The sequence below is a fragment of the Novosphingobium sp. genome, assembly GCF_031417815.1.
Taxonomy (GTDB): Bacteria; Pseudomonadota; Alphaproteobacteria; order Sphingomonadales; family Sphingomonadaceae; genus Novosphingobium.
This window is the reverse complement of the sequence record NZ_JANOWI010000056.1, coordinates 17321-39406: the sequence shown is the minus strand read 5'-3', so window position 1 is coordinate 39406 and position 22086 is coordinate 17321. Positions and strand designations below refer to the sequence as shown.

The 22086-nt window shown below is 65.9% G+C and carries 14 protein-coding genes and 1 pseudogene; 13 read left to right on the top strand and 2 right to left on the bottom strand.

Annotated elements, in window-relative coordinates; translation table 11 throughout:
- From RMN99_RS14070 to RMN99_RS14055, 4 genes and pseudogenes are all read left to right on the top strand, one after another.
- The gene (locus tag RMN99_RS14070) at nt 1–3585 is read left to right on the top strand and encodes a hydantoinase B/oxoprolinase family protein (RefSeq protein WP_309623956.1); all 3585 of its coding nucleotides are present in this window, start codon (nt 1–3) and stop codon (nt 3583–3585) included.
- Entirely contained in the window at nt 3582–4229 is a 648-nt protein-coding gene (locus RMN99_RS14065; RefSeq protein ID WP_309623955.1) for a 5-oxoproline transporter, DUF969 family subunit, read from the top strand. The genes RMN99_RS14070 and RMN99_RS14065 overlap by 4 nt, the downstream gene beginning before the upstream one ends.
- Nucleotides 4226–5164, top strand: coding sequence for a DUF979 domain-containing protein (locus RMN99_RS14060; protein WP_309623954.1), 939 nt, complete (start codon nt 4226–4228; stop codon nt 5162–5164). Before RMN99_RS14065 ends, RMN99_RS14060 begins: the two co-directional genes overlap by 4 nt.
- Nucleotides 5161–6149, top strand: a pseudogene (locus RMN99_RS14055) (DUF2891 domain-containing protein). The gene RMN99_RS14060 and the pseudogene RMN99_RS14055 overlap by 4 nt, the downstream one beginning before the upstream one ends.
- Here RMN99_RS14055 and RMN99_RS14050 read toward each other — a convergent pair.
- The gene (locus RMN99_RS14050; protein ID WP_309623953.1) at nt 6138–7037 is read right to left on the bottom strand and encodes an ROK family protein; all 900 of its coding nucleotides are present in this window, start codon (nt 7035–7037) and stop codon (nt 6138–6140) included. The pseudogene RMN99_RS14055 and the gene RMN99_RS14050 sit on opposite strands and share 12 nt — an antisense overlap.
- Nucleotides 7038–7197: 160 nt before the next feature.
- Here RMN99_RS14050 and RMN99_RS14045 point away from each other — a divergent pair, with 160 nt between their 5' ends.
- Genes RMN99_RS14045 through RMN99_RS14020 form a run of 6 tightly spaced genes read left to right on the top strand, consistent with a single transcriptional unit; the run spans nt 7198 to nt 15161 of the window.
- Complete coding sequence (locus tag RMN99_RS14045) at nt 7198–8523, top strand: MFS transporter (protein ID WP_309623952.1); 1326 nt, start codon at nt 7198–7200, stop codon at nt 8521–8523.
- Nucleotides 8523–10625 (top strand): alpha-galactosidase, encoded by a 2103-nt coding sequence (locus tag RMN99_RS14040; protein WP_309623951.1) that lies wholly within the window; start codon nt 8523–8525, stop codon nt 10623–10625. The genes RMN99_RS14045 and RMN99_RS14040 overlap by 1 nt, the downstream gene beginning before the upstream one ends.
- Nucleotides 10622–11635 carry a UDP-glucose--hexose-1-phosphate uridylyltransferase gene (locus RMN99_RS14035; RefSeq protein ID WP_309623950.1) on the top strand — a complete coding sequence of 338 codons (1014 nt, stop codon included), beginning with the start codon at nt 10622–10624 and terminating at the stop codon, nt 11633–11635. Before RMN99_RS14040 ends, RMN99_RS14035 begins: the two co-directional genes overlap by 4 nt.
- Nucleotides 11635–12765, top strand: coding sequence for a galactokinase (gene galK / locus RMN99_RS14030; RefSeq protein ID WP_309623949.1), 1131 nt, complete (start codon nt 11635–11637; stop codon nt 12763–12765). The genes RMN99_RS14035 and galK overlap by 1 nt, the downstream gene beginning before the upstream one ends.
- The gene (locus RMN99_RS14025; RefSeq protein WP_309623948.1) at nt 12762–13874 is read left to right on the top strand and encodes a glycoside hydrolase family 68 protein; all 1113 of its coding nucleotides are present in this window, start codon (nt 12762–12764) and stop codon (nt 13872–13874) included. Before galK ends, RMN99_RS14025 begins: the two co-directional genes overlap by 4 nt.
- 30 nt (nt 13875–13904) lie before the next feature.
- The gene (locus RMN99_RS14020) at nt 13905–15161 is read left to right on the top strand and encodes a glycoside hydrolase family 32 protein (protein ID WP_309623947.1); all 1257 of its coding nucleotides are present in this window, start codon (nt 13905–13907) and stop codon (nt 15159–15161) included.
- Nucleotides 15162–15168: 7 nt separating this feature from the next.
- Here RMN99_RS14020 and RMN99_RS14015 read toward each other — a convergent pair whose 3' ends face one another.
- Nucleotides 15169–16191 carry a LacI family DNA-binding transcriptional regulator gene (locus RMN99_RS14015; protein ID WP_309623946.1) on the bottom strand — a complete coding sequence of 341 codons (1023 nt, stop codon included), beginning with the start codon at nt 16189–16191 and terminating at the stop codon, nt 15169–15171.
- 252 nt (nt 16192–16443) lie between these two features.
- Here RMN99_RS14015 and RMN99_RS14010 point away from each other — a divergent pair, with 252 nt between their 5' ends.
- From RMN99_RS14010 to RMN99_RS14000, 3 genes are all read left to right on the top strand, one after another.
- On the top strand, nt 16444–19029 hold the full coding sequence (locus RMN99_RS14010) for a TonB-dependent receptor plug domain-containing protein (RefSeq protein ID WP_309623945.1): 2586 nt from the start codon (nt 16444–16446) through the stop codon (nt 19027–19029).
- A 111-nt stretch (nt 19030–19140) separates the two neighbouring features.
- Nucleotides 19141–20547, top strand: coding sequence for a putative 2OG-Fe(II) oxygenase (locus RMN99_RS14005; RefSeq protein WP_309623944.1), 1407 nt, complete (start codon nt 19141–19143; stop codon nt 20545–20547).
- Entirely contained in the window at nt 20537–22048 is a 1512-nt protein-coding gene (locus tag RMN99_RS14000) for a tryptophan 7-halogenase (RefSeq protein WP_309623943.1), read from the top strand. Before RMN99_RS14005 ends, RMN99_RS14000 begins: the two co-directional genes overlap by 11 nt.
- Nucleotides 22049–22086 lie beyond the last annotated feature (38 nt).

Here is a 22086-nt window from a genome sequence, read left to right as displayed (position 1 = left end):
GTGCGCGGCGGCTGGCAGTTCTGGATCGATCGCGGCGGAACCTTTACCGATGTGGTGGCCCGCGCTCCCGATGGGTCCCTGCGCACCGCCAAGATCCTCTCGGAGGACCCGAACCGCGGCGAAGACGCGGCGATTGCCGCGATCCGGCAGCTTACCGGGATGGCCTCAGGGCCGCTGCCGCCGTGCGCGGTGCGGATGGGCACCACGGTTGCCACCAACGCGCTGCTTGAACGCAAGGGTGAGCCGGCGCTGCTGGCGATCACCGGGGGCTTCGGCGATGCCTTGACCATCGGCACCCAGGAACGGCCCGAGCTGTTCGTGCGCCGGATCGTGCTGCCGCAGCCGCCTCACGCCCGCGTGCTCGAGATTGACGAGCGGGTTGCGGCCGATGGCACCGTGCTGACCCCGCTTGACGAAGCGGCGGCGCTGGCCGGTTTCAAGGATGCGCGCGCCGCCGGGCTGGGTTCAATCGCCATCGTACTGATGCACGGCTGGATCTATCCGGCGCACGAAGCGCGGCTGGCCGAATTGGCGCGCGCGGCGGGTTTCTCCCAGGTATCGGTCAGCCATGAACTGGCCCCGCTGATCAAGCTTGTCGCGCGCGGCGATACCACACTGGTCGATGCCTACCTCTCACCGGTGCTGCGCCGCTATGTCGATCAGTTCACCGCTGCGCTGGGCGGCGCGGCGCGGCCGCTGTTCATGCAAAGTTCGGGCGGGCTGATCGAGGGATTGCGGTTTCACGGCAAAGACGCGATCCTGTCCGGCCCGGCTGGCGGGATCGTCGGCATGGCACGCACCGCGGAAAAGTCAGGCGCGGTTAAGGTGATCGGCTTTGACATGGGCGGCACCTCGACCGATGTCAGCCACTATGCCGGGGCGTTCGAGCGCGACAGTGAAACCCGCGTCGCCGGGGTGCGGATCGCCGCGCCGATGCTGCGGATCAACACCGTGGCGGCGGGCGGGGGATCGATCTGCCGGTTCGATGCCGGGCGGCTGGTGGTCGGGCCGGAAAGCGCGGGTGCGGTGCCGGGTCCGGCTTGCTACCGCAATGGTGGGCCGCTGACCGTTACCGATTGCAACGTGATGCTGGGCAAGCTTGTGCCCGAGCAGTTTCCCAAGGTGTTCGGTCCCGGGGGTGATCAGCCGATCGATGCGGGCGTGGTGAATCAGAAATTCGCCGCTTTGGCCCGGCTGGTTGAGGATGAAACCGGGCAGGCCATTGCCCCCGAAGCTTTGGCTGAAGGCTTCGTGCAGATCGCGGTGGCCAATATGGCCCACGCGATCCGCCAGATCTCGGTCGCGCGCGGGCATGATGTGACCAGCCACGCGCTGGCCTGCTTTGGCGGTGCGGGCGGGCAGCACGCCTGCCTGGTCGCCGATGCGCTGGGGATCGATACGGTGCTGGTCCACCCGTTCGCCGGGGTGCTTTCGGCCTATGGCATGGGCCTGGCCAGCGAGGCCGCGGTGCGCGAAGGCGGGTTGGGGCTGGCCCTGGAACCCGGCGTTGAACCTGCCGTTGAAGCGTTGCGCGCGCGGTTGGCCGATGCGGCGGAACTGCAGCTGGGCGTGCCTGCCACCCGTATCGAGGCGCGGCTGTTCGTGCGGCCGGAGGGATCGGAAAACACCATCGAGCTGGAACCCGGCCCGGCGGCTGAACTGGCTGCCCAATTTGCCGAGCGCCATCTGGCGGAATTCGGCTTTGCCGGCACCGGTGCGCTGGTGATTGACCGGGTGCGGGTGGAAGCCGTGGCTGAAGACATCGGTGCTGCGCAGCTCGCATGGCCGATGCCTGCCAGGACTGCGCCGCCGATTTCGGTGGCCCGGTGCTGGATGGGGGGCGCGGCGCATGAAGTGCCGGTGCACGACCGCGCCGGGCTGGCTGCCGGGTTCACTGCGGGCGGCCCCCTGATCGTGGTCGATCCGCTGGCCACCACAGTGGTCGAGCCGGGCTGGTCGCTGAAGGTGGATAGTGACGGCACGCTGCGGCTGACCCGCACCGCACCGCGCCATTCGGACCCGGCCAACGGAACCCAGGTCGATCCGATCCGGCTCGAAGTGTTCAACGGCCTGTTCATGGCGATTGCCGAAGAAATGGGCACCGCGCTCGCCCGCAGCGCCTCTTCGGTCAACATCCGTGAACGGCTCGATTTCTCCTGCGCGGTGTTCGATGCCGAGGGCCGGCTGGTGGCCAATGCCCCGCATATGCCGGTGCATCTGGGCTCGATGGGCGAAAGCGTCGCCACGGTGCTGCGCGCGCGCGGCGGCGAGGCGGACGGGCGCGGGATCAGGCGCGGCGATGCCTATGTGCTCAACGCGCCTTATGCCGGGGGCACGCATCTGCCCGATATCACCGTGATCGCCCCGGTGTTTGTGGCGGAAGATGGCGCGGCACCCAGCTTCTTCGTCGCGGCGCGCGGACACCACGCCGATGTCGGCGGGATTGCGCCGGGATCGATGCCGCCGGATAGCCGCACGATCATGGACGAAGGCGTGCTGATCGAAGATTTCCTGCTGGTCGATGAAGGCCGGATGCGCGCGGCGGAGATGCGCGCGCTGCTCGGTTCCGGTCCGCACCCGGCGCGCAATGTGGATCAAAACCTCGGCGATCTGGCGGCACAGGTCGCCGCCTGCGCACGCGGAGCTGCGGGGCTGGACGCGGCTTGCAAGGAACACGGCCGCGATGTGGTCTGCGCTTATATGGGCCACGTCCACGCCAATGCCGAAGAAGCGGTGCGGCGGCTGGTCGCGCGGCTGGAAGACGGCGCGTTCCAGGTGGAGATGGACTGCGGCGCGACCATCGTCGTGGCGGTCTCGATCGACACGGCCGCGCGCCACGTGACCGTCGATTTCAGCGGCACCAGCGCGCAGCTTGACAGCAATTTCAATGCGCCGTTCAGCGTGGTTCGCGCGGCGGTGATGTATGTGTTGCGCACCATGATCGACGATCCGATCCCGATGAACGAGGGCTGCCTGGCACCGGTCACGATTGTGGTCCCTGAAGGCTCGATGCTGCGCCCGCGCCATCCTGCAGCAGTGGTGGCGGGCAATGTCGAAACCAGCCAGGCGGTGACCGACGCACTGTTCGGTGCGTTTGGCGCGCTGGCTGCCAGCCAGGGCACGATGAACAACTTCACCTTCGGCAATGATCGCTACCAGTATTATGAAACCATCGCCGGGGGTTCGGGTGCAGGGCCGGGCTTTGCCGGGGCGGACGCGGTGCAGACCCACATGACCAACAGCCGCCTGACCGATCCCGAAGTGCTGGAAACCCGCTTCCCGGTGATGCTCGAAGACTTCCATATCCGCCGCGGATCCGGCGGGGCGGGGCAATGGAAGGGCGGCGATGGCGCGGTGCGGCGCGTGCGGTTTCTTGAACCGATGCAGGCCGGGATCCTGGCCGGACGGCGGATTCATGCGCCGTTCGGGCTGAACGGCGGCGGCGATGCCCTGCCCGGAAACAATCGCGTTGAACGAACCTCAGGCGAAGTTGAGGTTCTTGCGGCGACCGCCGCCGTGGATATGGCCGCGGGCGATGTCATGGTGATCGAAACACCTGGCGGGGGAGGGTACGGAAGTCCATGAACCCGTGGCTGCTGATCGGCATTGCGGTGATGATCGCGGGCTTTGCGCTGCAGTTCAATCCACTGGTTGTGGTGCTGGCCGCTGCGGTTTCCACTGGCCTTGCCGCAGGGATGGACCTGCTGGCGGTGATCGCCGCGTTCGGCAAGGCGTTCAACGAAACCCGCTATGTCAGCGTGGTGTGGATCGTACTGCCGGTGATCGGGCTGATGGAAGCCCACGGCTTGCAGGAACGCGCGCGCACGCTGGTCGCGGGGCTGAAAGGCGCGACGCTGCCGCGGCTGCTGACCGGCTATCTGCTGCTGCGCCAGGCCACCGCTGCGCTGGGGCTGACCTCGATCGCGGGGCATGCCCAGACGGTCCGCCCGCTGCTTGCCCCGATGGCACTTGCCGCCGCGCAGCCCGAGACTGCTGAAGAGGCGGACAAGGTCAAAGCCATGGCCGCCGCCACCGACAATGTCGGGCTGTTCTTTGGCGAGGATATCTTCATCGCGATCGGATCGATCCTGCTGATGAAGGGTTTTCTGGAACAGCAAGGCATCGTGCTCACCCCGTTCGAGCTGTCGGTTTGGGCAATCCCTTCCGCAATCGCCGCGTTCGCGATCCATGCCTTTCGGCTGCGGCGCTTTGGGCGGAGGCGCGGATGATCGGTCTGCCGCAGATCTACTTGCTGGCCGGGCTGGTCTTTGCCGCCTTTGCCGCGCTTTCTGCGCGCGATCGCAGCAATCCCAAGCGCTATTCCACCGCTGCATTCTGGGCGCTGCTGGCGCTGTCGATGCTGGCGGGCGACCGGCTGGGCGATCTGGGCAACGGGTTCCTGGTACTGGCGCTGGTTGCCATCGCCGGCCTTGGCGGTCTGGGCAAGGGCGTGGCCGGCGATGACGCCGCCCAGCAGCAAACCCGCGCTGCCAGCCACGGCAACCGCCTGTTTCTGCTGGCGCTGGTGATTCCGGCCACGGCCCTGATCGGCTCCTTTGCCTTCAAGGCCGTGCCGCAGTTGGTCGATCCCAGGCAGGTCACGCTGGTCAGCCTGGCGCTGGGCGTGTTGCTGGCGTCAGCCGCCGGACTGATTTGGCTGCGCGAGAGTCCGTTGGTGCCGCTGCAGCAAGGCCGGCGGCTGATGGATGCGGTCGGCTGGGCGGCGCTGCTGCCGCAGATGCTGGCCAGCCTGGGCGCGGTCTTTGCGATTGCCGGTGTGGGCAAGGTGGTGGGAGAAGCGATGTCGGGCGTGATCCCGGCGGATTCGCGCCTGGCCGCGGTTGTGGCTTACGGCCTTGGCATGGCGCTGTTCACGATGGTGATGGGCAATGCCTTTGCCGCCTTCCCGGTGATGATGGCGGCGATCGGACTGCCGCTGCTGATCCAGCACTACCACGGCGACCCGGCTGTAATAGCGGCGGTGGGCATGCTGGCGGGGTTCTGCGGCACCTTGATGACGCCGATGGCGGCCAATTTCAACGTCGTCCCCGCCGCCTTGCTCGATCTGAAAGATCGCAACGCGGTGGTCAAAGCGCAGATCGGCACCGCGCTGCCGTTGCTGGTGTTCAACATTGCGCTGATTGCCTGGGTCGCTTTTCCATGACCGTGCTGGATGCCGCATTGGCCGCCCGGTTCATGGGCCTGACGCTGGGGCACCTTGGCCGCGAATATCCGCACAAGCTTGATCATGTGCTGGGTGGGCCTGACGACGCACAGACTCCGGCGCAGCTCCACCCGATCTTCCACGGCAGCTTCGATTGGCATAGCGCGTTCACGGCTGGTGGCAGGTGCTGCGCCTGGCCCGGCTCTATCCTGATCTGCCCGAAGCTGCAGCGGTGCGCACGCGCGCGGACGCGGTGCTGACCGCGGCGAACTTCGGGGCCGAAACGGCCTATCTTACCCGCCCCTCGGCGCGCGGGTTTGAGCGGCCCTATGGCTGGGCATGGGCACTTATGCTGCACGCAGAGATGGTGCAGCATAGTGCAGCATGGGCGCGGTATAGCGATGAATTCGCGCATGTTTTCGCGCGACGGTTTGCTGACTTCCTGCCGCTGCAGACCTACCCGATCCGCACCGGCACGCATTTCAATTCGGCCTTCGCTCTGACCCTCGCGCTCGATTGGGCGCGGCTGCATGATGGCGCGCTTGAAGGGCTGATCGAGAGCCGCGCGCGCGAATGGTTTGTGGCCGATAAGGGCTGCCAGGCGTGGGAGCCGGGCGGTGACGAATTCCTCTCCCCGGCGCTGTGCGAAGCCGTGTTGATGAGCCGCGCGCTGGATGCGGATTTTGCGACATGGCTCGATCTGTTCCTGCCGCAGATCGCGGCGGGCGAACCGCAGACCTTGCTGATACCCGCCACGGTGTCCGACCGCAGCGACGGCAAGATCGCGCACCTCGACGGGCTCAACCTAAGCCGCGCGTGGTGCTGGCGGCAGATCGCGCGGGCGCTGCCTGCCGGGCACCCGGTGATCGGACTGGCCGTCCGGACCGCGCAAGACCACCTGGGTGCCGCCATGCCGCACATCGCGGGCGATTACATGGGTGAGCACTGGCTGGCGAGCTTTGCCCTGCTGGCGCTAGAGGCCTAGCGCGCGCCGCCCCAGCGCGATGGCACCAGTGATCCCGGCTTCATCGCCCAGCCCGGATCCGACGATGTAGCGTTCAAGCCCGGGATCGAGCTGCGGTGCCTTGATATAGCCCGCCAGCCGTGTTTCAGTCGCCTTGCGCAGCGCCGGGATCAGGCCGGGAGTCTTCATAACGCCGCCGCCGAAAATCAGCCGGTCGGGCATGTGCAGCAGGATCAGATTGACCGCCAGCTGGGCAACATAGTCCGCGATCAGGTCGACCTTTTCGGGCGGACTGCCTAGCTCGGACAGGCTTTGCTCCCAGCGCGCCTTGATCGCCGGGCCTGCCGCCAGTCCTTCAAGGCAATCGCCGTGGAACGGACAGAACCCCTGATAAGGATCGCGCGCCGCATTGCGGACAATCGGAATATGCCCGCCTTCATAATGCGAAAAGCCCATCAGCGATGTGCCGTCTTTCAACACGCCGCAGCCCACGCCGGTGCCCACCGTGGTATAGGCCAGCGTGCGGCAGCCTTGACCCGCACCCTTTTCCCATTCGCCCAGCGCTGCACCGTTTACATCGGTATCGACCATGATCGGCACGCCAAACCGCCCCAGCACATCGTGATAGCGCGCGCCCGACCAGCCCGGTTTGGGGGTGGTGGTGAAGGTGCCGTAAGCGGGGGACGCGGGATCGACATCGATTGGCCCGAAACTGCCCACGCCGAACGCGGCGATCGGGCCATGCGCGGCGGCCGCCTGCGCGAAGAAAGCCGCCAGATCGGGGAAGCATTCGGCCGGGGTGCGGGTGGCAATCCGGGTTTCGGCCAGCACGGTGCCGTCGCCGCGCGCCAGCGCAGCCACGAATTTGGTTCCACCCGCTTCAATTGCGCCGATCAATCGCTGGTCCACGTTGCGCCTCCTCCGTGCTTGATTTCCATGGCTTGCCAGTGCCTTTTGCCAGCAAACCGGGTAGCGCGCCAGACCTGCTGCAATCGATTGTTGTCATCATCCCCAGACTGTGACATTGAATGCTGTCAAAGCAGGCAAAAGCCGCTTGGGGAGAAACCTGATGCCTGTCGGCAAACCACACCTTTCGCTCACGCGAATCCTGCAGATGAACCTGGGTTTTCTGGGCCTTCAGTTCAGTTTCGGGCTGCAGCAGGCCAACCCGATCTTCGCCTATCTTGGCGCGGATGAGGCGGATTTCCCCTGGCTTGGCATTGCCGGGCCGCTGACCGGGCTGATCGTCCAGCCGCTGATCGGGGTGATGAGCGACCGCACCCTGTCGCGATTCGGACGGCGCACCCCCTATTTCCTGATCGGCGCCTTGATGTGCAGCGCCGGGCTGTTCCTGATGCCGTTCTCGCAAAGTCTGCTGATGGCCTTCTCGATTCTGTTTCTGCTCGATGTCGGCAACAACATCACGATGGAACCGTACCGCGCCTATGTGAACGACCGGCTGCGCGAAGAGCAGCGCGGCTTCGGCTTCCTGTCGCAAAGCGGGTTCACCGGCCTTGCCCAGTGCCTGGCCTATATCAGCCCGTTCCTGCTGGTGAACCTGTTCGGTGTGTCCAAGCTGGCCGCGCCCGGGGTGATTCCGGAGTATACCCGGCTGGCCTTCCATATCGGCGCGGTTCTCTCGCTGACCACGATCCTGTGGTCGATCTGGCGGGTACCCGAATTACCGCTGCCGGCAGACGAACGCGCACGCATCGCGGCCTTGCCCAGGGGCTTCAAATCGACCTTTGCTGAAATCTTCGCGGCGATGCGCGAAATGCCGCAGGCGATGCGGACCATGGGCTGGATGAGCCTGTTCCAGTGGTACGCGATGTGCTGCTACTGGGCCTACCGCGTCCCATCGATTTCGATGGCGCTGTTCGGCACATCGGATGGCAGCACCCAGCAATTCCGCGAAGCCGATCTGCTGTCCGGTCCGATGGGGGCGTTTTACAATGGAATCGCCTTTGTGGCGGCCTTTTCGATGGCACCGCTGGCCCGCCGTTTTGGCGCGGTGCATTTGCACGCCACCTGCCTGGTGCTGACCGGCTGCGCGATGATAACCATGCCGATGTTGAACAGCGAACCACCAATGTGGGTGATGATGGGGATCATGGGGCTTGGCTGGGGATCGATCATGGGTAATCCGTACATCATCCTTGCCAATGCCATTCCGGCGGAACGCACAGGGGTCTACATGGGTATCTTCAACATGATGATCTGCGCCCCGATGCTGGTCTTCGCCGGGACAATGACCTTCATCTACGAGCCGGTGCTGGGCGGCGATCCGCGCAATGCGCTCGCCTTTGGCGGGGTGTTGATGCTGTGCGCGGCGGCTGCGGTCCTGCGGATCAGGACTGACGGCGAAACCGGGGCAAGGGTTCCGGCCGCCGCCTGATGCCAGCATTGCTCGCCTCCCTGCACAGCGATCAGGCCAGCCTGGTGCTCGAACTGCGTGATGCCGGTGCGCCGGTGTGGCGGCACCTTGGCGCGCGGCTGGATCCGGGCGCGCTGGCACCGCTGGGGGACGGGCGGACAGCGGCAAGCTTTTCGCTCGATGGCGATGTGTCGCTCTGCACCGCGCCGGTGGCGGGGTTCGGCTGGTTTGGTCCGGTTGCCCTGGCCGCGCGGCGTGATGGCCGCGCGTTGATGATCGATTTCACCGTGAGTGCGGTGAAAGCGGACGCAGATGCGATCACGATCCGGCTGGAAGATCCGCAGGAAGGTCTGCTGCTCGAACAGTCGATTACGCGCGATCCGGGCGGGGCGTTCCGGTTTGACGCGCGGCTGACCAATCGCGGCGCGGCGGCGCTGACGCTGGATTGGCTGGCCAGCGCGCAGATCCCGCTGGCGGCCGACAGCACCGGACTGATTTCATGGCGCGGCCGGCACAATGCCGAGCTGGCCGAATGCCGCGAGGCGATGCCGCAGCAAGTCTGGGCGCGCGAAGGGCGGCGCGGCATCTCCGGGCACGGCGGGCCGCCCGGCGTGGTGGTGCTGGGCGAAGGTGCCGGGCATCACAGCGGGCTGGTCCACGCGCTGCAGCTCGCCTGGTCGGGCGATAGCCGCCTGACCGTGGAGCGCGATGACGAGGGGTTCTGGCTGCTCAGCGCCGGGGCCGTGCTGCAACCGGGCGAAGTCGTGCTGCAGCACGGTGAAAGCTATACCGCACCGCAGGCGATCCTTGCCGTCTCTACCCAGGGGCGCGGCGGCGCAGCGGCGCAACACCATGCCGCTGTGCGCGCGCAGATCGACTGGCCGGGCGGGGCAATGCGGCCGCGCCCGGTGCATCTCAACAGCTGGGAGGCCTGCTATTTCGATCACGACGAAGCGCGGATTGCCGACCTGGCGCAGGCTGCGGCAGCAATCGGGATCGAACGCTTCGTGCTCGATGACGGCTGGTTCAAGGGCCGGGACGATGACACGGCCGGGCTGGGCGACTGGACCTGCGATCCGGTCAAATACCCGCACGGCCTGAAACCGCTGGCGGACAAGGTTTGCGCGCTGGGGATGGAATTCGGGTTGTGGGTCGAACCCGAAATGGTCAACCCGGACAGCGATCTCACCCGCGCCCATCCCGAATGGGCACTGCATGTGCCGGGCCGGGCACAGCCGACCGCACGGGGCCAGCTGGTGCTCAACATGGCGCTGCCGCAAGTGCGTGATTACCTGTTCGGCGCGCTTGATACGTTGCTGCGCGAAGTGGCAATTTCGTACCTCAAATGGGATCACAACCGCGATCTCGCCCCCGCTGGCGGCGCAGCGCAGATGGCGGGAACTTATGATCTGCTGGGCCGCCTGCGCGCCGCACACCCCTTGGTGGAAATCGAAGGTTGCGCGGGCGGCGGCGGGCGCAGCGATGCCGGGTTGGCGTCCTATGTCCACCGCTTCTGGACCAGCGACAATATCGATGCGGTCAGCCGCGTGGCGATGCAGCGCGGCTTCCTCGCCTTCCTCCCCCCCGAACTGATGGGTGCACACATCGGCGCCAGCCCGGCCCACGCCACCGGACGCACGCAGGCCCTGGGCTTTCGCGCTGCGGTGGCCATGCCCGGCCACTTCGGGGTGGAACTTGATCCGCGCAAACTGGACGAAGCCGACCGCGCCGAACTGGCCGACTGGATCGCGTTTCACAAGGCGTGGCGGCATCTGCTGCACGGGACACGGACCTGGCAGGGTGAGGGGGCTGACGGTCTGGTCTGGCAGGCGGCGGGCACCGCGCGGGAATTCCTGCTATTCGTTATCCGCGCCGATCCGCCGCATGATCGCCGGCCGCAGCCGCTGCGGCTGCCGTTCCTGGCCGAGGCGGACGACGTGGCGCTGCAACTGCTGCGGATTGGCGGCGGCAGGCGCGGCTATGCGATGCACAGTGCGGCCCTGTTTGATGCGATGCGCGCTGCGCCGCAGCGCTTCACCGGATCGTGGCTGGCGCAGGCCGGGATGCCGTTGCCGCCGCTCAAGGCTGAAAGCGTTGCCATATTTCATGGAGTCGCCCGATGAGCCAGGCCGACCTGCCGCACCGCCGCCGCAACCTTTTGACCGGCGAATGGCTGCTGGTTTCGCCCCACCGCGCCAAGCGCCCGTGGCAGGGCGAGGCCGCGCCGCCGCAAACGCCGCCTGCGCCCGCGCATGACCCGGCTTGCTATCTTTGCGCGGGCAACACGCGCGCCAACGGCAAGGCCAATCCGGACTATTCCGGCACCTTTGTCTTCGCCAACGATTTTGCCGCGCTGCTCGACGAAGGCGGTACGGGCGATCCGCACCCGCTGTTCGAAAGCCAGCCAGCGCGCGGGCAGGCGCGGGTGATCTGCTTCAGTCCCGATCACGGCGCAACCTTGGCGCGGTTGCCCGCCGCCGCGCTGGCGCAAGTGATCGCTTGCTGGTGCGCGCAATCAGCCGAACTCGGCGCGCACTGGGGGCATGTCCAGCTGTTCGAAAACAAGGGCGCGATGATGGGTGCGTCCAGCCCGCATCCGCACGGGCAAGTCTGGGCCAGCGATTTCGTGCCCGAAGTGGTTGGCAAAGAAGATGGGGCCCAGCGCGCCTTTCTGGCACAGCGCGGCGCGGTCCTGCTCGATGCCGTGGCCGAGGCAGAACTGGCCGACGGCACCCGTGTGGTCGAAGCCAACAATCACTGGTTGGCCGTGGTGCCGCACTGGGCGGCCTGGCCGTTCGAAGTGCTGCTGATCGCGCGTGATCCTGTGGCGCGGATCGAGGAACTTTCCGACACCGCCCGCGCGGCCCTGGCGACAATTCTTTCGCGCCTGCTGCGCCGCTATGACGGGCTGTTTGGTTGCGATTTCCCCTATTCGTTTGGCTGGCATGGTGCCCCGCACGGGCACGGCGATGATAGCGCGCACTGGCGGCTGCACGCGCATTTCCTGCCGCCGCTGCTGCGTTCGGCCGTGGTGCGCAAGCACATGGTCGGGTTCGAGCTGCTGGGCGAAACCCAGCGTGATCTGACACCCGAAACGGCGGCCGAGCGCCTGCGCGCGGTGGAGATCGATTGATGGATCCGTTCGCCAGGGCCCATGCCGGATTTTGCGCCGCGTTTGGCACCGAGCCTGTGGGCACGGTGTTCGCGCCGGGCCGGGTCAACCTGATCGGCGAGCATGTCGACTACAACGATGGGCTGGTCTTGCCGATGCCTTTGGCCGTGGGGACTGCGGTTGCCTATGGCCCGGCCGACAATGCCGCGGTTGAAGTTGTCGCGCTCGATTTTGATCAGGCGCGTGACCGGTTCGTGCCGCATGCTGTTGCCCCGCATGGCCCGGCCGATTGGCGCTCGTATGTTCGCGGCATGGCCTGTGGTGCGCCCGGCGGGGTGCGGCTGGCCATCGCCGGATCGATCCCGCGCGGGTCTGGGCTGTCCTCGTCGGCCTCGCTGTGCGTTGCGGTCGGGCGGGCGCTGGCGCTGGCGCGGGGCGAAGCCGAACCGGCACCGCGGGCAATTGCATTGGCAGCGCAGCGGGCCGAGCACGAATGGGCCGGGGTGCGCTGCGGGATCATGGACCAGATGGCAGTCGCTGCGGGGCAGGATGGGCACGCGTTGCTGATCGATTGCCGCACGCTGGACACGCGCCAGGTGCCGCTGCCGCAGGGCTGGGCGGTGCTGGTGGTGCAATCGGGCGTGGTCCGCGGGCTGGTCGATGGCCATTACAACGCGCGGCGCGCCGATTGCGAAGCGGCGGCGCAGGCGCTGGGGGTGGTATCGCTGCGCGACGTCGATGCGGCCCGGCTTGCAACGGCGAGGCTCGATCCGCAGATCGCCCGGCGCGCGGCCCATGTGGTCAGCGAGATTGCGCGGGTTGAAACCGCCGTTGCAGCGCTTGAAGGCGGCGATCTTGCCGCGCTCGGCGCGGTTCTGCGCGCCAGCCATGCATCGCTGCGCGATCTGTTCGAGGTCAGCGTGCCGCCGGTCGACCGGCTGGTCGATGTGCTGAACGCTGCGATCGGCAAACAGGGCGGTGCGCGGATGACGGGCGGCGGGTTTGGCGGCGCGGTCGTCGCCGTCATGGCGGCCACTGAGGTCGAGCGGGTCAGGTCTGCGCTCGAAGCGAATTACCAGCCGCCCGATGGGTCGGCGCTTTCCAGCATGATCGAAAGGGCCAGCGGCACTGCCGCCGGTATGCACGCATGAACGAACCAGTTTTGAACATTGTAGCCAGCCGCTGGCGGCCCGGGCCGATCGCCGGGGCGGAAATTGCGCCGATCCAGGCCGGCGATGCTGTGCAGATAATCCCCGGGCTCGATCTGTGGGACAGCTGGCCGCTGGCCCACGAAGATGGCCGTACCGCGCGGATCGGCGCGAGGGAGTATTGGTTTTTCCTCAGCGCGCCGTGCTTTGCCGATCCTGGCCAGCGCCATAATGCGGCGAAAATCCGCCTCGCCTCGTTTGGCCCGGACGGCTGGCGCGATCATGGCGATTGCCTGCCGGGTGCGCTGAGCCCGGGATCGCGCGAATGGGCCGGCAGCGCGGTGCTGCACGATGATGGCCGTTCGGTGTCACTGTTCTTCACCGCCGCCGGGCGCCGCGGCGAAGGACACAGCTTTGAGCAGCGCCTGTTCGCGGCGCGCGGAACACTTGGTGAGGATGGTCCGGGCGACTGGAGCGCCAGCGAAGAACTGGTCCGCCCTGATGGTGCACGCTATTTCATCGCTGCCGAGGGCGAAGGCACGCCGGGCATGATCAAGGCGTTCCGCGATCCGGCCTGGTTTCGTGATCCGGCCTCGGGCCAAGCGCACCTGTTGTTTACGGCCAGCGCCGGGTGGGATCATCATGACTACAACGGCGTGATCGGGCTTGCCACGCGTGATGATGCGGGGGACTGGCAGCTTGAGGATCCGCTGCTCGAGGCGGTCGGGGTCAACAACGAGCTTGAACGTCCGCATGTGGTGGTGCGCGGCGGGCTCTATTACCTGTTCTGGTCAACCCAGCGGCGCACCTTCAATCCTGCCGGAGAAACTGGTCCCAATGGGCTCTACGCCATGGTTGCAGAACAGCTGCGCGGCCCCTATCGTCCGGTCAACGGTTCTGGCTTCGTCGCTGGCAATCCGGCGGGCGAACCGACCCAGGGCTACAGCTGGTGGGTAACCGGCGAAGGCGCGGTGTGGAGCTTCATCGATCATTGGGGGATGCAGGGGCGGAATTTTGCCGATAATCCAGCGCTGCTGCGCAGCCAGTTCGGCGGCACCCCGGCACCGGTGTTCCACCTCGCGTTTGCGGGCGACACCGTGACGATCGCCTGACATTCCTCTCCCGTTTCCGGAAGATATACCGTGCGACCTCAATTCCACTATGCGCCCGCAGCCAACTGGCTGAGCGACCCCAACGGCCTGGTTCACCACGCGGGCGAATGGCACCTGTTTTATCAGTACAACCCGCAGGGCGAGGAGTGGGGCCACATGAGCTGGGGCCATGCTGTCAGCCCCGATCTGGCCGCGTGGCAGGAACTGCCCGTCGCCATTCCCGAAACGGCGCAGGACATGATCTTTTCCGGTTCGGCCGTGATCGATGATGCCGGCAAGGCCGGGTTCGGCCGCGATGCGATGGTGGCGGTCTATACCGCCGCCGCCAGCCACGGCCCGCAGCGGCAAGCCCAGGCAATCGCCCACAGCACCGATAATGGTCGAACATTCCAGCTCTATCCCGGCAACCCGGTGCTTGATCTTGGAATGGCCGATTTCCGCGATCCAAACGTCTTCTGGCACGAAGCCACCAATCGCTGGATCATGGCGGTGGTGCTCTCGAACGAGAACCGCGCACTGATCTTTGCCTCACATGATCTGAAACAGTGGGACGAGATGTCGGTGATCCACGGCAACGGCGCACCGGGGCGGATCTGGGAATGCCCGCTGCTGATCGAATTGCCGGTTGAAGGCACCGGCGAGACGCGCTGGCTGTTCAAGGTCGATGTGCTGCACGATGCGCCGGGATCGGGCGCGCTCTACCAGACCGGGACTTTCGACGGGATCCGCTTCGTGCCCGATGGCTCTGCGCTCGAACCGTTATGGCAGGTGGCCGATCATGGCCGCGACTTTTACGCTGCAATCGCCTGGCACGAACCGCGCGATGCGGCCGGACGCCCGGTCTGGATCGGCTGGATGGGCAATCATGCCTATCAGGGACGTTTGCCGCAAAAGGGCTGGCGCGGCGCGATGAGCTTGCCGCGCCGGATCTCGCTGACCCGGCAGGGCGGCCACTTGCGCCTGCGCCAGGAAGTGGAGCCGGCTGCGGCCGCGGGCGTTCCCGCCCTGACGCCCGACAAGGCCGGGCAGGCGCTGGTCGGAAAGCTCAGCCTGCCGGGCGGCAGCAATCTCGATTGGACCGCAACCGACAGCCTGGGCCGCACGATTGGGGTGGAACGGCGCGGCGCGCGGCTGGTGGTCAGCCGTCAGGTGCCGCATGCGCCATTTCTGGATGCGCTGTGCGCGCTCGATCTGGATCCCGCTCTGGCGCTCGATCTGTGGCTGGATCATGGTTCGGCGGAACTGTTCAGCCGCGATGGCTGCACGGCGCTGACCCTGCAATACTGACAGGCGTTCAAGCGGTATCGCGCCGCACCAGCACGGGCTCCATCTCGACCGAAGGGGTATCTTGCCCTGCCGCGCGGGCGAACAGGGCATCGACCATCGCCCGGGCCCCTGCGGCGATTGACTGGCTGATCGTGGTCAGGCGGGGGATGGTCTGTTCAGCCAGCGGCAGATCGTCGAATCCGGTCACCGAGACATCGCCCGGCACCGAAATGCCGCGATCGGCCAGCGCGCGTACCGCGTGCATCGCAATCAGATCAGACCCGGCGGCAATCCCGTCTACCTGCTTGCCGATCCGGTCGATATGCGCGGCGATCTCGTCGGCCATGATGTCTGAGGCAAGGTGCGTGTCGAGCTTGAGCGGTGCGGGCAGGCCGGACGCGGCTGCCGCATCGCACAGCCCCTGATAGCGTTCGGCCAGCTCTGGCGCGATTGTCTCGCCCAGAAACGCCAGCCGCTTTCGTCCTGCGCCGATCAGGCATTCACCGGCCAGTTGCCCGCCTTTGCGATTGTCGACCCCGACGGTGCAATGGATTTGCCCCGGGCGGTGGCTGCCCCAGACCACCAGCGGACGATACCAGCTGGCCACCCGCTCGATCGCGTCGAACTGGTTTGACTGGCCGATCAGCAGGACGCCGTCGAGCATGCCCGAATCGGCAATCCGTTCCAGCCAGTCGTCAGCATCGGGAATCACCCGGCTGAGCATGATGTCATAGCCGTCTTCGGTCAGCGCATCGGCCAGATGGCCCAGGATCGTCATGAAGAACGGATCGGACAGGTGCTGGCGGCGTTCGTGGCCCAGCGGCACGACCACGCCGATCACCTTGGTTTCCTGCACCCGCAGGCGCCGGGCCATCTGGTTGGGTCGAAACCCGTGTTCGCGCGCCAGCGCCTGGATGCGTTCGCGGGTTTCCGAGTTGACCAGCGATTTGCCCGCCAAAGCACGGCTGACCGTTCCGGCAGAAACGCCAGCCAGCCGGGCCAGTTCCGCAATATTGCGGATGCGCGCGGTCACAGGCGGCTGTTTGGTCACAGGATGATGCGTTCCCCGGTTTGGATGCGATTGCCCGCCACATGGCGGTGCGGGCCCGAAATTGTCAACATTTGCAATGCTGCGCCGCGACACGTTCAACCGCTCCGCAGATCTGCACTCTGTGGCCGGGATGCCACATGCAATCGTATGCTGCAATCGATTTACAAATTGTCGTTGCAATCGATTGTTACATCTGCCACACCAAGGCTCGACTTGCACTATGCAAGCGCCAGTCCTGTGGAGGGGAGACCTATGAAAAAGTCCGTAGTGCGCAATTGCGTGTCCGTAGCTGCGATCGCGGCCGCGGCGATGTTTGCCGTGCCGGCCATGGCGCAGGATGCGCCGCCGGCCGATGAAGCCAGCGACGATGGACTGGGCGACATTGTCGTCACCGCATCGGGCGGCAACAAGACCAAGCTCAACAGCTCGGTCTCGGTGACCAGCATCGACAATTCGGTGATCGAAAACATGCACCCATCATCGGAAGCCGAAGTGTTCCGCATGATTCCGGGGATCCAGGTGCCCGGCACCTCGGGCCCGGGCGGCAATTCGAACATCGCGGTGCGCGGACTTCCCGTCGCTACCGGCGGCTCGCCCTTTGTACAGATCCAGGAAGACGGCCTGCCCACAGTGCTGTTCGGCGATATCCAGTTCGGCAACAACGATTACTGGACCCACTATGACGCCACGGTTGACCGGGTTGAATCGGTCCGCGGTGGCGGTTCGACCACCTATGCCTCGCAGGCACCCGGCGCGGTGATCAACTACATCAGCGATACCGGCAACAAGGAAGGCGGCATGGTCCGTCTGTCCAAGGGCATCAATTACGACGAAACCAAGGTCGATTTCCGCATTGGTGGTCCGCTGGGCACAGGCCTGCGGTTCAGCGTCGGCGGTTACTTCAAGACCGGCCGCGGCCCGCTCCATGCCGATTTCAACGTCTCGGATTCGTTCCAGATCAAGGGTAACCTGACCAAGGAATTCGCTGACGGCAATGGCTTCTTCCGCCTGCTGTTCAAGGTCGCCGATACCAAGGAACCGAACTATACCGGCGCGCCGGCCCTCGCGACGCTTAACGGCAGTGCCTTCTCCAACGTCACGCCGTTCCCGGGCTTCGATGGCCGCAAGGATTCGAACTACTCGATCTACAACCAGAACTTCCTGATCCTGGGTCGCAGTGGCCAGCTTGAGCGTGTCTCGATGGACGGGATCAGCACCAAGGCCACCTCGGTCGGGGCGCAGTTCCACTATGAATTCGACAGCAACATCACGGTCGACAACTCCATGCGCTGGACCGACATGAGCGGCAGCTTCACCGCGCCGTTCCAGAACGTCGGTCGCAGGCTCAACACCAGCCCGGTCCCGGTCGGCTTTACCGCCTGCACCGCGCCGTCGACCTACAGCGCCAATGGCGTTGTCGGCAGCTGCGTCAACGGCAGTGTCGTGGCTTCGGCCCGCTATGCTTCGGGCCCGAATGCCGGCCAGGTCTTTACCGGCACCTATGTTGATAACAACGTCAACGTGCGCACCAACATCCGCGATATCGGCAGCCTCGCCAATGATCTCAAGCTGGCCGCAACATTCGATGCCGGCGGTTCGGCCAAGGTGACGGCGCGCGCGGGCTTCTTCTATATGAACCAGAAGATCGCGATGGACTGGCACGTCAACAAGAGCCTGCGCGAATTGAGCGGCAACAACCCCTCGCAGCTCGATCTCTATGATGGGGCCGGCAACAAGCTGACCCAGGAAGGCATTTCGGGTTACAACAACAACTGGGGCAACTGCTGCGCGCGTGATTACGATCTGTCGTACACCAACACCGCACCCTACGCTGCGCTGGAGCTCGATAGCGATGACTTCAACCTCGATGGCTCGGTTCGCTTTGAAAGCGTCAAGGCATCGGGCGGCGGCACCCAGGGCGGCAGCGAATTCCTCGTGAATTCGAACGGTGTCCTGATCCCGGCGATCACCAGCAACAGCACCCGCGAAGTGCTCAACTACACCCGCAGCTACACCTCGTGGACTGGCGGCGCACTGTGGAAGGTCAGCCGCGATACCAGCCTGTTCGTCCGTGCCTCGCGCGGCGGCCGCTTCAACGGCGATCGGCAAACCTTCGGCGGCAAGATCGCCAGCGATGGTTCGCTGTGCACCAGCGCACAGGCTGCGGCTGGCACGCTGGGCTGCGCCTCGGACGGCGTCACCCCTTCGGTTGACTTCGTGGGCCAGTACGAACTGGGCCTCAAGACCCGCGGCGATGGCCTGGGCGGTCGCTACACGATCGAACTGACCGCGCTCAAGGGCAGCTTCAAGCAGTCGACCTTCGAACTTTCGGCCACGCGCTGCCCCGGCGGCTCGGGCGGCTGCGTGATCGATGCCCGCTACAAGTCCTACGGGCTTGAATTCTTCGGCACCTATCGCAGCGGCGGCTTCAGCCTGGTGGGGAACGCTACCTACACGAAGGCCACCCGCTCGGGCGTGACCAGCACCGGCACACCGACGCCCTATACCCGCGCGCCGTACATGCCCAACCTGATCTACACGGTGCAGGCCAGCTACGATGTGGGCGAAGCGGTTACGGTCGGGATGAATGCCACCGGCCAGACCAACGTGATCGATGATGCCGGACGCAGTTATCCGGGCGGTGTGATCCTGGGCGTCAATCTGGCGGTGCGTCCGCTGCCCAGCCTCGAACTGGGCGTGCAGGGTTACAACGTGTTCAACCGTTACGACCTGCGCGGCAGCGGCGGGGTGGCTGATCTTTCGGTCAACCCGGCGGTGATCGGCACCGCTCCGGCGCTTGGCCAGACCTGGACCGCGTCGATCAAGTACAGCTTCTAAGGCGAAGTTTGCCCCGCAAGGGTCGCAATTGGGGAAGTGGTCTGCGGATCGCTTCCCCTTTTGCGTGAACACCTCTCGACAGCATCGCCGCAAGGTCGCAGGAACCGCGTGATGAGCACCCCGCTGCCCGATCCAGCTGCACTGCGCCGCCAGGGGTTTGCCTTGCTGGGCGCGCAGCAGCACGATGCGGCCGACGCGCTGTTCGGCGAAGCGGCGGCGCGGTTTCCGGGCGATCCCGGGCTTGCTTTCGGCCTTGCCCAGACGCGCTATGAATTGGGCCATCCCGCAGCTGACCTGTTCGCGCGGGCTGCCGCACTGGCCCCCGGCCATCTGGGCACTGCCCGAAACCACGCCCTGGCGCTGATGTCGGAAGGGCTGGGGGACGCGGCGCGCGGCTTGCTTGAAACGCAGCTCGCCCGCCAACCTGACTGGCTGGACGGGCACAAGGCGCTGGCGACGCTGAAATGGACTGCGGGAGAACAGGCGCACTTTTCCGATTCGCTTGGCCAGGCCTGCCGCGCCCGCCCCTACAACGCGGCGCTGTGGCTGGCCTGGTTCCGCAACCTGGCCCAGGCGCGCGATTGGCCGGGCGCGCTGGCGGTGCTGGACGAGGCCGAGCGCCATCTTGGCAAGACCCCGGCACTGGCCGTATCGCGGCTGTTCGTGGCGGTGGAAAGCGGGGCCGAAAATGCCGCCGGGCTGATCGCCGCCACCGCGCACATTCGCGGCGACGTTTCCAGCCTGTGCCGGATCCGCCATGCGCTGCGTAGCGGCGAGGCGAAATGTGCCGAGGCCGAGGCCTTGCCGCTCAGCCAAGGGCCCTCAGCGGCGCTCTACTGGCCCTACCTGTCGCTGGCCTGGCGGCTGATGGGCGATGCCCGCGCCGAATGGCTGGACCAGCCTGAGGCCTTGATCCGCAGCCACGAAGCCGGGCTTTCGGCGCACGAACTGGCGGCCCTGGCCGCGGTTCTGCGCGGCCTCCACACCGCGGCACAGCCCTATATCGAACAATCGGTGCGCGGCGGCACCCAGACCGATCGTTCGGTATTGCTGCGTCATGAGCCTGAACTGCGCAGCATCAAGGCGCGGCTGCTGGATATGATCCGCGACTATGTGGCCGCGCTGCCAAGGCCCGATCCGCGCCATCCGCTGCTGGGGCAGCCGCGCGATCAAGACTTACTGATCGAGGGGAGCTGGTCGGTAAGGCTTGAACAGCAGGGCCACAACGTGCCGCACACCCACGCGATGGGGTGGCTTTCGACCGCGTTCTATGTTGCCCTGCCCGATGCCGCGCAGATGGGTGCTCCGCCAGCCGGACACATTGCGTTCGGCACGCCGCCGCCTGAGCTTGGTCTTGCGCTAGCGCCTTATTGCACAATCGGACCCGCGCCGGGCCGGCTGGCCATATTCCCGTCGACCATGTGGCATTCTACCGTGCCGTTCAATCACGGCGAACGGCTGGTGATCGCCTTCGATATCCGCCGTCCCGCAAATCAGGAACCAATTCATGCAGAGTGACAATGCGATCCGTTCGGTGGTGATCGTTGGCGGCGGAACCGCCGGGTGGATGACCGCCGCGGCGCTCGCTAATGCGATCCGCACCGGCTGCTCGATCACGTTGATCGAAAGCGACGAGATCGGCACCGTGGGGGTGGGTGAAGCGACCATCCCGCCGATCCGTACCTTCAACGATGTGCTGGGCATTGCGGAGAATGATTTCCTCAAAGCCACGCAAGGTTCGTTCAAGCTGGGGATCCAGTTCAACAACTGGGGGGCGCTGGATCACAGCTATTTCCACCCGTTCGGCACTTATGGTCGCAATTTCGATTTCCTGCCGCTGCATCAGTACTGGCTGGCGGCGCGGGCCAAGGGCGCGGCGCCCGAACTGGATGAGCTGTGCATGGCCTGGGCCGCCGCCAGCCGCGGCAAGTTCGCCCCGCCGCTGCAAGACCCGCGCAGCGTCCTTTCCACCTATGACTATGCCTATCACTTCGATGCCGGGCTCTATGCCCGGTTCCTGCGCGGCTATTCGGAGCAGCGCGATGTGGTGCGGATCGAAGGCAAGATCGGCGGCGTAGAGCTGGACGGTGAAACCGGCCGGGTCGCCCATGTCACGCTGGAGGATGGTCGGCAGGTGGCGGGCGATCTGTTCGTCGATTGCTCGGGCTTTCGCGGGCTGCTGATCGAAGGTGCGCTCGAAACCGGCTATCAGGACTGGCGCCACTGGCTGCCGAGCGATAGCGCGATGGCGGTGCCGTGCGAGAAGGCGGGCGAATTTACCCCCTACACCCGCTCCACCGCGCGCGCGGCCGGGTGGCAATGGCGCATCCCGCTGCAGCACCGCACCGGCAACGGCTATGTCTATTGCAGTCAATTCATCTCCGATGACGAAGCCGCTGCTACCTTGATGGCTAACCTTGATGGCAAGCCGCTGGCCGAACCGCGCAAGCTGTCGTTCGTCACCGGGCGGCGCAACCTGTTCTGGAACCGCAATGTGGTGGCGATCGGCCTGTCGGGAGGGTTCATGGAGCCGCTCGAAAGCACCTCGATCCACCTGATCCAGGCCGGCATCGCCAAACTGATCGCGCTGTTCCCCGATCGCAATTTCGATCCGCTGGTGACCGATGAATACAACCGCATCGCGATCAGCGAATTTGAACGGATCCGCGATTTCATCATCCTGCACTACAAGCTGACCAGCCGCACCGACAGCGCGCTGTGGCGCTATTGCGGGGCGATGGATGTGCCCGATACGGTCACCTGGAAGATCGAGCATTTTCGCAAGCATGGCCGCCTGGTGCAGCGCGATGCCGATCTGTTCGGCCCGCCCAGCTGGCTGGCGGTGCATATCGGCCAGGGCAACATGCCGCAAGGCACCGATCCGCTGCTGCCGCTGCGCGGGACCGATCACGGCGATTACCTGCTCAAGTTGCAGGGCGCACTGGTGCGTGCGGCGCAAGGTTTGCCGCAGCATGACGCGTATATCGCGCAGCATTGCGCCGCTGTCGCCATATCCTGAACCCCGCTTGCCAACGGCGCGATGCCGTGAAATGATTG

Bases quoted from the DNA above. Each gene is read 5' to 3' on its own strand.
- RMN99_RS14065 (WP_309623955.1), top strand. From the start codon at position 3,582: ATGAACCCGTGGCTGCTGATCGGCATTGCGGTGATGATCGCGGGCTTT.
- RMN99_RS14060 (WP_309623954.1), top strand. From the start codon at position 4,226: ATGATCGGTCTGCCGCAGATCTACTTGCTGGCCGGGCTGGTCTTTGCC.
- RMN99_RS14045 (WP_309623952.1), top strand. From the start codon at position 7,198: ATGCCTGTCGGCAAACCACACCTTTCGCTCACGCGAATCCTGCAGATG.
- RMN99_RS14040 (WP_309623951.1), top strand. From the start codon at position 8,523: ATGCCAGCATTGCTCGCCTCCCTGCACAGCGATCAGGCCAGCCTGGTG.
- RMN99_RS14035 (WP_309623950.1), top strand. From the start codon at position 10,622: ATGAGCCAGGCCGACCTGCCGCACCGCCGCCGCAACCTTTTGACCGGC.
- galK (WP_309623949.1), top strand. From the start codon at position 11,635: ATGGATCCGTTCGCCAGGGCCCATGCCGGATTTTGCGCCGCGTTTGGC.
- RMN99_RS14025 (WP_309623948.1), top strand. From the start codon at position 12,762: ATGAACGAACCAGTTTTGAACATTGTAGCCAGCCGCTGGCGGCCCGGG.
- RMN99_RS14010 (WP_309623945.1), top strand. From the start codon at position 16,444: ATGAAAAAGTCCGTAGTGCGCAATTGCGTGTCCGTAGCTGCGATCGCG.
- RMN99_RS14005 (WP_309623944.1), top strand. From the start codon at position 19,141: ATGAGCACCCCGCTGCCCGATCCAGCTGCACTGCGCCGCCAGGGGTTT.
- RMN99_RS14000 (WP_309623943.1), top strand. From the start codon at position 20,537: ATGCAGAGTGACAATGCGATCCGTTCGGTGGTGATCGTTGGCGGCGGA.